Annotated in this window: 8 protein-coding genes; 5 read left to right on the top strand and 3 right to left on the bottom strand. The window is 59.0% G+C overall.

Annotated features, from left to right (window positions below):
* The coding region (locus tag H7C18_RS34465) for an SDR family NAD(P)-dependent oxidoreductase (RefSeq protein ID WP_185133669.1) at positions 1-181 on the bottom strand (181 nt) is incomplete at its 3' end.
* Positions 182-285: 104 nt separating this feature from the next.
* On the opposite strand from H7C18_RS34465, the gene H7C18_RS34460 reads away from it, so the two are divergent.
* On the top strand, positions 286-645 hold the full coding sequence (locus tag H7C18_RS34460) for a MerR family transcriptional regulator (protein WP_185133668.1): 360 nt from the start codon (positions 286-288) through the stop codon (positions 643-645).
* 263 nt (positions 646-908) lie between these two features.
* Here the strand turns inward: H7C18_RS34460 and H7C18_RS34455 are convergent, their stop codons facing one another.
* Positions 909-3536 carry an adenosylcobalamin-dependent ribonucleoside-diphosphate reductase gene (locus H7C18_RS34455; RefSeq protein ID WP_185133667.1) on the bottom strand — a complete coding sequence of 876 codons (2628 nt, stop codon included), beginning with the start codon at positions 3534-3536 and terminating at the stop codon, positions 909-911.
* 403 nt (positions 3537-3939) lie between these two features.
* On the opposite strand from H7C18_RS34455, the gene H7C18_RS34450 reads away from it, so the two are divergent.
* The 3 genes from H7C18_RS34450 (at position 3940) to H7C18_RS34440 (ending at position 7773) form a co-directional block, all read left to right on the top strand.
* On the top strand, positions 3940-5763 hold the full coding sequence (locus H7C18_RS34450) for a DEAD/DEAH box helicase (protein ID WP_185133670.1): 1824 nt from the start codon (positions 3940-3942) through the stop codon (positions 5761-5763).
* Positions 5760-6689, top strand: coding sequence for a YqhG family protein (locus H7C18_RS34445; RefSeq protein WP_185133666.1), 930 nt, complete (start codon positions 5760-5762; stop codon positions 6687-6689). The genes H7C18_RS34450 and H7C18_RS34445 overlap by 4 nt, the downstream gene beginning before the upstream one ends.
* A gap of 133 nt (positions 6690-6822) precedes the next feature.
* Positions 6823-7773 carry a hypothetical protein gene (locus H7C18_RS34440; RefSeq protein WP_185133665.1) on the top strand — a complete coding sequence of 317 codons (951 nt, stop codon included), beginning with the start codon at positions 6823-6825 and terminating at the stop codon, positions 7771-7773.
* 142 nt (positions 7774-7915) lie between these two features.
* Here H7C18_RS34440 and H7C18_RS34435 read toward each other — a convergent pair whose 3' ends face one another.
* Positions 7916-8119 carry a YqzE family protein gene (locus H7C18_RS34435; RefSeq protein WP_185133664.1) on the bottom strand — a complete coding sequence of 68 codons (204 nt, stop codon included), beginning with the start codon at positions 8117-8119 and terminating at the stop codon, positions 7916-7918.
* A 191-nt stretch (positions 8120-8310) separates the two neighbouring features.
* Here H7C18_RS34435 and H7C18_RS34430 point away from each other — a divergent pair, with 191 nt between their 5' ends.
* Positions 8311-9039 (top strand): N-acetylmuramoyl-L-alanine amidase family protein, encoded by a 729-nt coding sequence (locus H7C18_RS34430; RefSeq protein ID WP_185133663.1) that lies wholly within the window; start codon positions 8311-8313, stop codon positions 9037-9039.
* Positions 9040-9102 lie beyond the last annotated feature (63 nt).

Below are 9102 nucleotides of genomic sequence, written 5' to 3'. Positions count from 1 at the left end.
TCAAATCAATCTTGATGAACGTCGCCGATATGTCTTCTGCGGCAAGGTTTTCGACTGCTGCCTGCCCACGGGCTTCATCACGCGCTCCAACGAGAATGTCATAGCCACGCTTACCAAGACTTCGAGCGATTTCGAATCCAATTCCTTTGTTTGCGCCGGTTACTAATGCGGTCTTTTTCATTTTCTTCCCTCATTCCAAATTTTATTTTCATCTCACAGTGATTAGATTACTATGCTACACTTAGTGTAGGTCAACCAAAAAAATAAATAAGCGAGGAAGATGAAATGTATACGATTGGTCAAGCGGCGCAAAAAGTCGGCTTCAGTATAGGAGCGATACGCTTCTATGAAAGAAAAGGGCTCTTGGAACCGGCGGCAAGGAGCGAACAGAATAATCGTCTATATACCGATTCCGAAATAAATTGGTTAGTTTTCATCAAATGCCTTCGCGAAACCGGGATGAGTGTAGAGGATATTAAACAATTCGCTAATATGGTGATGGCCGGAACCGCTACCTTGCCTGAGCGAATTAAAATCATTCAAGATCAAAAGCAAAAACTTCTAGACGATATTGAAGAAAAAAAGTCACAGCTCGTTCACTTGGAGCGCAAGCTCCAGCGTTATTACAACGGTGAGAATTACTAGTATGTGCAGGTACAGCCTATCCAACATCCAACCTACGATTTATTGGATTTTACAAGGAACGGATTATCTTCGTGTTGTGTACCGGTTGCCCGTGACCGCCAGAAAATGACGTACTCTGGCGCGTACTCGGACGTGGGCGTATTCGCACTGGAATCTAACGAATTCTGCAACAAACCGTCTAAAAAATTATGTTACAATTCCAATTAATTCTGGAATTTCACAACATGCCAAAAAAAGCCCCCGTCGCCGGGGGCTCTCTTTCCTTATGAACACTTGCTGTAGCCGCAGTTCGCGCATGTCTTGCAGCCTTCCACGTTCAGCAGCGAAGCCGAGCCGCAGGAGGGGCACAGGTCCGTGGACGTGTACGGCGCGATTCCGCCCGAACCGCCGTGATCGTGGCCGGCGTCTCCGGCCGGGGATGCGGCGGCGGCGATCGGCGTCTCGCGGGCGGCGGATTGCTCGTCTTCGGAGAGCAGGCTGGCATGCATCTCGAGTGCCTTGGCGACGGCGTCGGCGATCGACTCGACGCGGTTCGGGCCGAAGCCGACGGCTCCGGAACCGCCGATGCCCTTCAGGTGCTTGATCAATAGCTGCACCTTGTTGCCGTGGTCGCCGTAGCGCAGGAACAAGGAGATGACGCGGCCGAGCGCCTCGGCCATGGCGAACACGTCGGAGCCGGCCTTGCCTACGTTCAGGAAGATCTCGCCGGGCGTGCCGTCGATGTCGTTGACGGTAATGTAAGCCATTCCGAACGGCGTGTTGAACTTGTAAGTCGCGCCGCGCAGCACCTTCGGCCGGCTCTTGTACTGCTTGTCGAACACGGCCGTCTGCTGCGGCGTGGCCGTCACCGGCAAAGACGCGGCCAGCGAGTCCAGCGCCTCCGTCTCCGCGGCAGGCGCGGATTCGGCCGCCGCCTCCGCCGCGGGAGCCGATGCCGAAGCTTCTTCCTTCTTTTCTTCCTTCGACGTGCTCAGCACTTGAACGTCGCGGCTTCCGTCGCGGTAGATCGTGACGCCCTTGCAGCCGAGCTCGAACGCCATCTCGTACAGTTCCGCGGTCTCTTCGACCGTGAAGTCGGCCGGGCAGTTCGCCGTTTTGGAGATCGAGCTGTCCACCCAACGTTGAATCGCTGCCTGGGCCCGGATATGATCCTTCGCGGACAAATCCATCGCGGTGACGAACCAGGCCGGCAGCTCCTCGCCCGGATGGGCGTCCTTCCACTCCTGCGCGATCGGAACGTACTGCTTGTCGAAGCCGAGCCGGCTCTGGCGGAAGTATTCGAACGCGAAGTACGGCTCGATGCCGGTCGACGTGCCGACCATAGTTCCGGTCGACCCGGTCGGCGCCTGCGTGATGACCGTCACGTTCCGCATGCCGCGCTTGCGCACCGCTTCCGTCACTTCGGGATAGACGGAATCCATATTCTTCATGAAGCCGCTCTGCAGGAACGGTTCGGCTTCGAACGCCGGAAACGAGCCTTTCTCGGCGGCGATCTCCGTCGACGCCAAATAAGCCTCCCGTGCCATAAAGCCGTACAGCTTGTCAAGGAAGCCCATGCTTTCCGGGCTGCCGTAACGGATCTCCAGCCGGATCATGAGCTCGGCCAGTCCCATCGTGCCGAGACCGACGCGCCGCTCGTTTTTCTGATTGGCTTCATTTTCCGGGAAATGGTAAGGCGTCTTGTCGATGACGTTGTCCAGGAAACGGGTCGAGTAGCGAACGACCTGGGCCAGTTCGTCCCACGCGACGTCATGCTTTTCGGCATCGTAGAACTTGGACAGGTTGATCGCCGACAGGTTGCAGACGCCCCATGCGGGGAGGCCTTGTTCCCCGCAGGGATTCGTGCAAATAATCGGATTGAAATACCAGCTGTTGGACATCTGGTTGTAGTACTCCATGAACACGACGCCCGGCTCGGCCGATTTCCAGGCCGATTCGATGATCGTGCGCCAGACGTCGCGCGCGCGGACCGTGCGGTAATGAACGACCGATTTGCCGCTCTTCTTCCACTTGTCCAGATCTCCGTCCCATACTTCGTTGTATTCGGGGTCCTTCGTGTCCGGGAAAACGAGCTCCCAGTCGAGATCTTCCTTGACGGCCTTCATGAACGCGTTGCTCACGCATACCGACAGGTTGGCGTTCGTCACCTGGCCCATCGTCTGCTTGACCGTAATAAAATCGACGACGTCCGGGTGCCAGTCGTTGATCATGAGCATCAGCGCGCCGCGGCGGCTGCCGCCCTGCTCGATCAGGCCTGTCGTATAGCTGAAGAGGCCGCCCCACGACACCGCCCCGCTGGAAGAGCCGTTGACGCCTTTGACGACGGAACGGCGAGGGCGCAGCGACGACAGATTGATGCCGACTCCGCCGCCGCGGGCCATGATCTCCGTCATTTCGGACAGCGTCTCCATAATGCCGCCCCGGCTGTCGTGAGGCGACGGGATGACGTAGCAGTTGAACAGCGTCAGCTCGTCGCTGGCTCCCGCTCCCGCCGCGATCCGGCCGCCCGGAACGAGCTTCCAATCGTCCAGAAGCCAGCGGAATTTGTCGGTCCATTCCTTTTGCTTCTCCGGCGTCGCTTCCACCGAAGCCATTGCTTGCGCAAGCCGGGACCACATCTCTTCCGGCGTTTTCTCGATCGTCAGCGTCAGCTTCTCGACATCGGACTCGACCACTTCCCCGCTCCGGGTCCGAACCGTCGCCTTGCGGCCGTCGCGCGCGATCACTTCCCCGACTTCCTTCGCGGGAAATTTCGGATCGTCCTTCGTCAGCACCAGCACGATATCGCCGACCTTGGTCGCGTTGGAATCCGCGTTTTTCCATGCGTACCGGTCCAAAAATATTTTTTCGCTCAAACCTGAAAGCCGCGCCGTTCCTGCCGTCGTTTTCAAATCCGGAACATCCTCTCTCTTATGAACTGTAACTCCCGCCGGCGAATATCCGCATAAACGCTCGCTTTCCGCCAAGAGCTTATGCGCACATTCGATGTCGGCCGTTTCCCCGCGAACGAGCTTCCGAACTTATCCTATGAAAAATCGTTCAAGATATTGTGTGCATTTACCATTATACCACACCATATGTGGTGGGGACAAAGACCGAAAGACCCAAAGTTCCGCAAACCGCCGAGCGATTCAGAGCCCGTCCCGAAGGCTTCGTTCCCTTTACAAGCTCCGGTTCCGTTCAAACCGGAATGGGAACGTTTGGTTCCCGGCTTCGAAGCTCATACTAATCATGGATTCCGACGTTCAATGTCCAACTAACAGGAGGACCTCTATCTTGATTCCTAACGATCCGATGCCCCTTCTGTCGAATTCCGCCGAAGAGCGGCTTTCCGAATCGCCGGAGAATGCGGGCGACGCCGCTGCCGCAGCGCCCGAAACCCAAGCTCCGATCGCGCCCGCCCGTCCGTCTGCACCTCCCTCTCGCAAGCTGCACCCTCTCGTCGATCTCTATGTCGACAACAGCCCTTTCGAGGAGCTTGAGCGGCGTCTCGATCGCAATGGACCGTGGGACGACTGGGCGCTGCACCAGATGGCTTGGGAGGCGGAAGAAGCGCAGCTCGTCGAGGATTTCAACGAACTCCAATGCCTTCGCCTTTTGCCGCAGCTCACCCCGCTTCCTCATCAGGTCGAGACCGCCCGCCGCGTCCTTTACGAGATGAGAGGAAGAGCGATCCTCGCCGACGAAGTCGGGCTGGGCAAGACGATCGAAGCCGGCCTCATCCTGAAGGAATATTGGGTTCGGGGCTTGGTCCGCCGCGCGCTCATCCTCGTTCCCGCTTCGCTCGTGCTTCAGTGGGTTCGCGAGCTGGGCGGCAAGTTCGGCCTCCCGGCGATCGCCCAGAAAAAAACGTTTCAATGGTCGAATGAGATCGTCGTCGCCTCCATGGACACGGCCAAGCGCGAGCCGCACCGGTCGATCCTGCTCGAAGGCGAATACGACATGCTGATCATCGACGAAGCGCACAAGCTCAAGAACAAAAAGACCGGCAACTACCAATTCGCGGGCGACCTCCGTAAAAAATACTGCTTGCTGCTGACTGCGACGCCGGTGCAGAACGATTTGTCCGAGCTTTACAACCTTATTACCCTGCTGAAGCCGGGACAACTCGGAGGCGAAGGAGAATTCGCCGCCAATTTCGTCGAAGGACGCCGCGTCGCCAAGAATGAAGACCGGCTGCAGGAAGCGCTCGGCCAGGTCATGATCCGCAACCGGCGAAGCGACGGTTCCCTGGCGTTCACGAAGCGCAGCGTCGCCAACGTGCCGCTCCGGTTGTCCGCGGAGGAGCAGGGGCTATACGAAGGGGTGACGCAGTTCATTCGCGAGCATGCCCGAACCGAGCGCGGCGATATGGCCAGCATGCTCTCCCTCGTCACGCTCCAGCGAGAGGTCTGTTCCAGCCGCGACGCGGTGTTCCTGACGTTGATCAACCTGTCCAAGAAGGTGGCGCCGGAATCGCCGCTTCACGCGAAGATCTGGGAGCTCGTGCAATTGATCCGCAACATCAAGGAGAATACCAAAGCGGAGAAAACGATGGAGCTGATCGAGAGCATCCAGGACAAAGTGATCGTCTTTACGGAATACCGGGCGTCCCAGGAATATTTGATCCGCTTTTTCAAGGAGCACGGCCTCGCGGCCGTTCCTTACCGGGGAGGGATGAACCGCGGCAAGAAAGACTGGATGATGGACCTGTTCCGCCGGCGCGCGCAAGTGATGGTCGCGACCGAAGCCGGAGGCGAAGGAATCAACCTGCAGTTCTGCCACCATATCATAAACTTCGATCTGCCGTGGAACCCGATGCGCGTCGAGCAGCGGATCGGCCGCGTGCACCGGCTGGGCCAGACCGAGGACGTCCGGATCTTCAACCTGTGCACGTTGGGGACGATCGAGGAGCATATCGTGCATTTGCTTCACGAGAAAATCAATATGTTCGAGATGGTAATCGGGGAGTTGGACGAAATCGTGCAACGGATGGAGCAGGAAGAGACGATGGAAAGGCGGCTCGCCAAGATGGTGCTGGAAGCGGAAAATTCGGCCGAGCTCCGCAAGCGCATCGACGGTCTCGGGGACTCTCTGCTCGCCGCAAGGTCGGAGATGAACAAGGGGCAGAGCCGATGAATTCCCGCCAGGTGCAAAAGTTCGTCATGTCGTATTTGCAATCCACGCAGAGCCAGATTATCGAAAAGGGTCCGTCCCACGTCGTCGTCCGCCTCTCTCCGGAAGCCGACCGGGCGCTGACGAACCGTCCATACTATTGGAGCTTCGTCGACCGGACCGGCGCCGAACCCGAGACGATGACCTTCCGCTGGAGCTTCGAGCCCCCCGGCGAAGAGGCGCTGCCGGGAGCCGCGCCCGTGCCCGCTCCGGCAGCCGAGCCGATCGCGCAGGCGGATCCGTCGCCGCTGACGGCGATGCTGCCCGCGGGAGCGAGAATATTGCGGGATAACGTCTATTTCGGATCGTCCCGGCTGCAGCAAATTTTCGAATCGGTGCGCCAGGCAGGCCGCTGCGTCATGCTGTTCGAAGAGCCGGCCAAAGGCCCAGGAGCCCCCGGTCCGCTCGGCTCCCGCCCTTATACCGCATGGCTGGGAGCCAACTTCAAAGTGAGCTTCGAATGCGACATGAAGCGCGAGGAACTTTACGGCTGGGGCATCTCCCTGGCGACCGGCATCGTCGACGAGCGGTTCCTGGACCGGCTTAGGAGCACGAAGCTGACGCCGCGTCTTCCGGCCAACGTCCATCTCCTGCGCAACGGCTTGACGCTTCGCAAAGCGCTCGGCCAATTGGAGAGCGCGCTCGAACGCAAGCTGCGGTCGGCCGATTTCGGATGGGCGGCCGAAGCCGACGAGCGCCGATTGGACGAACTGGCGCGCATCGAGCAGTATTATCGCCCGATGATCGAGCGGGCCGCGACTCCCGAGCAGGCGGAAGCGCTCGAGAATCGCCGGCGGAAGCGCGAGGAAGAGATCGACTGGCAGTATCGGCCGCGCGTTCGGCTGAACATGATCAACTGCGGCGTCTTTCATTTGCCGGGGATCGAGTAACGGCGCGCAGCTTCGGCAAAGTTTTCGCTTTTTGGCGCGACACGTTCCAACAGGATCGGCGGATCAAGTTCGTTATAATGCGGACAAGCCGATCATTAAGCGGCCAATTCGAGGAATAGAGCAGGTGATATCGATGAAAATCCACGCGTTTGCCATCGACCGCAAGCGGATTTTGTCCGGATTGCTTCTCTTGCTTGTCGGCGGCTTCCTCTTTGTCGAACCGGCCGGAGCCGCATCCGCAAGGCCGCTCGTGCCCGCGTCTGCCCCGATTGCCGGCTCCGTCCTGGGAGCCGTCCGGCTCGCGCCGCCGGCCGGGCTTGCTGCCAACGTCGCTTCCTGGATTCAGGCGCTATCGGCCCAAAAGCCGTTCACCCAATGGAAACAGGCGAACACCCGGATCGAGGCGCTCGGTCCCGGCACCCACGGCTGGCTCGTCACCTTGACCGGCGAACGAGGGCAGCCCGTCGGCTACTTGATCGCTTACGCCGCCCCGGACGGCACCTATCGGCTGGGCGAATACGGTCTGGGGTCTCAACCGCTTTTCGACCGGAACGCCCTTACCCGAACGCTCGTCGAGAACGGCTTGCTGAAGGATGCCCAATCGCCGTATATCGCCGAGAAAAGCTACGTCCACCCTTTCGCCGCCGTCTGGGTCGTCCGGATCGGCCCCGATACGTATTGGGCGGACGCCAAATCGACCGAGCTGCTGCCGCTCGACGACTCTTCGTGGCAGAAAGCGACCGCCTATACGCCGCCGCAAGCCGTTGTCAGAGAAGCTTCCGTTCCTCCTCAAGTCGGGCAGCTGCGGCTGGGCGAACCTTTCGATCCGTACGAGAGGCTGCCTTGGCTGAGCGGCGTCCAACCGGTGGGACAACAGAACGAAGCGGAAGTCACCGACCGTCTCGACCGCGGGCTTCACCTGCGGTACGTCAGCGAGCCGTTCGGAGACCGGATGCTGTATGCGCTTCCCGCGATCGGTTATTTAAAATGGGGAAGCGGCCGCATCGACATTGCCCTCGACATGAACGGTACGCGGTTCATCCCCTTATCCGTATTGCGCCAAACCGGACTTTTCTATCCCTGAAAATAGTCCCCCAAAAGTGACGCAGATTCTTCGAAGCTTAGTCCGATTACTTTCGGGGGAGCCCCCAATGAATAACCCCCAAAAGAAGTCGATGCTTTGAAGCTTAGTCCGATTAAAGCCGAAAAAAAGCCGCCGTCTCCGGTCACGACCCGCCGGAAACGTGCGGCTTTTCTTTTTTCCGATCCTGCCACCACAGCTGAACGCCCATCGGCACCATTCCGAACCATTGAGTCATCCAAGGCTCGCCGGTCCTTTTCGCCGCGGCTTTACGCTCCTGCGCCGGTGTCGTCAAATAGGCGGCAACCTTTCCGGTTACGTCTTTTAGCAGATCCGAACCGCTTCCCATACGGTACGCCTCCTTTCGTTATCTCTATTGTTCCCCTGCAGAACGGTTTCAAACGATGCGGCCTGCTGGCGCCGCAGCCAATAAAAACCGGCCCGTTTGACGCGAACCGTGGCCGAACCGCCGTATGAGAGCGGCAAATCCAAGCCACTCTACAAATGTTCAAGATCCTCGGGACGGAAAGGAACGATTCGATGCCGTTCGACCGCGCAAGAAAACTGATCGGAAAAGGAAGCTTGCTTGTCGGAACGCTACTGCTGCTGACGGCATGGCGGCAGGTTGATGAACCGGATCCCGTTGCGGATCGCGCTCCTCCGAGCTATCCGAGCCATCATACGTTGCCGACCGCCGACGTTCTGATCGACGTGGGGCACGGGGGCATCGATTCCGGCACCCATTATGGCGACATTCTGGAGAAAGACATCAATCTGGCCATCTCGCGCAAGCTGTACCTGATCTTGTCAAGCCGAGGCGTGCACACCGTGCTGAACCGGACCGGAGATTACGCGCTCAGCGACGACAACCGCTGGCACCGCGCTTCGCGCCATAACCGCGATCTGTCCCAGCGAAAAGGACTGACCGAGGAGATCAACCCGAAGATGTTCGTCAGCGTTCACGTCAACTGGGCGCCGCGGGGAGGCAAGCGCGGACCGCTTGTCATTCACCAGAGAGAAGGCCGAAGCGCTCTGCTTGCCGCGCTGATCCAAGACGCGCTCAACCGGCAGCAGAAGGTATTCCGGTATCCGATGCCAGGCAAGACCTATTACGTGCTTAACCGGGTGCAAGTGCCGAGCGTTATCGTGGAGACGGGCTTTCTGAACAACGCAGGCGATCGGAAGATGCTGACGACGCCGCGCGGGCAAACCCGGGTTGCGGCTGCCATTGCGGACGGCATTATGGCATACCGGCTCGTTGCTCCTTGATTCGTTTTTCGGCAAAGCAAAAAGGGCCGCCCGGCCGGGCGGCCTCAGGCTGTCGAGAAAGGT

It is taken from the genome of Cohnella zeiphila, from assembly GCF_014212055.1.
Classification (GTDB): Bacteria; Bacillota; Bacilli; order Paenibacillales; family Paenibacillaceae; genus Cohnella; species Cohnella zeiphila.
Note: the sequence above shows the minus strand (reverse complement) of the source record. Positions and strands in the feature narration are given on the sequence as shown.

Coding starts and splice junctions, on each gene's coding strand:
- H7C18_RS34460 (WP_185133668.1), top strand. CDS start 286: ATGTATACGATTGGTCAAGCGGCGCAAAAAGTCGGCTTCAGTATAGGA.
- H7C18_RS34450 (WP_185133670.1), top strand. CDS start 3,940: ATGCCCCTTCTGTCGAATTCCGCCGAAGAGCGGCTTTCCGAATCGCCG.
- H7C18_RS34445 (WP_185133666.1), top strand. CDS start 5,760: ATGAATTCCCGCCAGGTGCAAAAGTTCGTCATGTCGTATTTGCAATCC.
- H7C18_RS34440 (WP_185133665.1), top strand. CDS start 6,823: ATGAAAATCCACGCGTTTGCCATCGACCGCAAGCGGATTTTGTCCGGA.
- H7C18_RS34435 (WP_185133664.1), bottom strand. CDS start 8,119: ATGGGAAGCGGTTCGGATCTGCTAAAAGACGTAACCGGAAAGGTTGCC.
- H7C18_RS34430 (WP_185133663.1), top strand. CDS start 8,311: ATGCCGTTCGACCGCGCAAGAAAACTGATCGGAAAAGGAAGCTTGCTT.